Source organism: Microcystis sp. M49636_WE2 (assembly GCF_030065375.1).
Classification (GTDB): Bacteria; Cyanobacteriota; Cyanobacteriia; order Cyanobacteriales; family Microcystaceae; genus Microcystis; species Microcystis aeruginosa_C.
This window is the reverse complement of sequence record NZ_JASJFG010000374.1, coordinates 1-1,319: the sequence shown is the minus strand read 5'-3', so window position 1 is coordinate 1,319 and position 1,319 is coordinate 1. Positions and strand designations below refer to the sequence as shown.

General features: G+C 44.9%; 2 protein-coding genes. One reads left to right on the top strand and one right to left on the bottom strand.

Annotated features, from left to right (window positions below):
- Positions 1–686: ferrochelatase (locus tag PX484_RS09010; RefSeq protein WP_288103523.1), on the bottom strand; the 686-nt coding region annotated here is incomplete at its 3' end.
- 198 nt (positions 687–884) lie between these two features.
- On the opposite strand from PX484_RS09010, the gene PX484_RS09005 reads away from it, so the two are divergent.
- On the top strand, positions 885–1,319 hold a 435-nt coding region (locus PX484_RS09005; protein WP_288103521.1), incomplete at its 3' end, for an LmeA family phospholipid-binding protein.

Genomic DNA, 1,319 nt, shown 5'->3' with positions numbered 1-1,319 from the left:
GTAAATCCCTTAGCTTCGTGGGGACAACCGTGATTCATTAAAATAATGCCAATTTGCGAGGGAAGACAGCTACTAGCTACCTCGGCCGCGATTTTTTCCTCCACTAACCGCGCCATTAGCTCTATATAAGCGGGTTGGTTATAAAACGAGGGAATATAGCGCAATCCTTTGACCCAATGTTCCCCCGTTTGTCCTTGAGCTAAAGCTTTGTTAACTTGTTCGATGGCAATGCCACTGGTAAAGATAGAATCAACAACGAGGAGAGGATAGATCAAAATTTTCTCAAATCCCCGCTCGCGGATTTCCGTTAACACCTGTGCCGGTAAAAAAGGCGCACAGAAGTTAAACGCTTTGAATACCTCCACCCGATTACCCCATTTTGCCTGTAAATTGCGCTCGATTTCCTGTCTTTGATGCTCGAAAATGTGGTTATGGGGGGAAATAAAGTGATTATGCTGGTGCTGCCATTCGTGCAGGTCAAATATAGCCAATAATTTCGCTAGGGGAGGATAAACCCAAGTCGGTACGGGAGCGAACTTAGCCGTCAGCAGATTTAAGGCCTGTTCATTATAGTTGGCGAAGTCCTCGTAACTCTCCACTTCCCCGTATCCCATCAATAATACCGCCACTCGATCGCTGTGGTTGTGGGTAGCGGCTAACGGTTGTTGATCTGAAATGGCAACCACGTTTTTAACCCCGATTTTCTAAGTGAAAAACGCTATATCACTGGGATAGTAGCACTTTTCTATCCTATCCCCTAGCACGGGATAGACCGCTAAAAATTTATAACCTCTACAGAATCATACAGATTGCTTATCATCCTGATTAATAAAACGATATGTAAAGAAACTTTAAATAATGTTAAGATCGTTGCAGTCCCACCTATGAGAGATATGACAGCAGGCGTGTTTGGTAGCTTACCTTTTTCCAATCAGAGCGGCGATCAACTCATCAGTAAAGTGGTGAGTGCTGCAATCGCTGCATTATTCAAACGCACAGGCAAGCTGACAGCGACTGTCCGCGCCGAACCCGTAGCCAAATTACTGCAAGGCAGTATCGACGGTTTTGACTTTATCGGTCAGTCAATGCTCATGTACAATGGCCTACGCATCGAAGCCATGGAATTGTATGTGCAGGCGGTGGCGATCGATTTTAGTGCCATTTTTACCGGACAGGTGAAACTCCGTCAACCGACGCGGGCCACTTTGCGGGTAGTTTTAACGGAAGAAGACTTAACCACCTCTTTTAATACACCTTTTATTGTCGAAAAACTGCAAAGATTAGAGTACGAAGGTAAATCAATTCACTGTCAGAATACG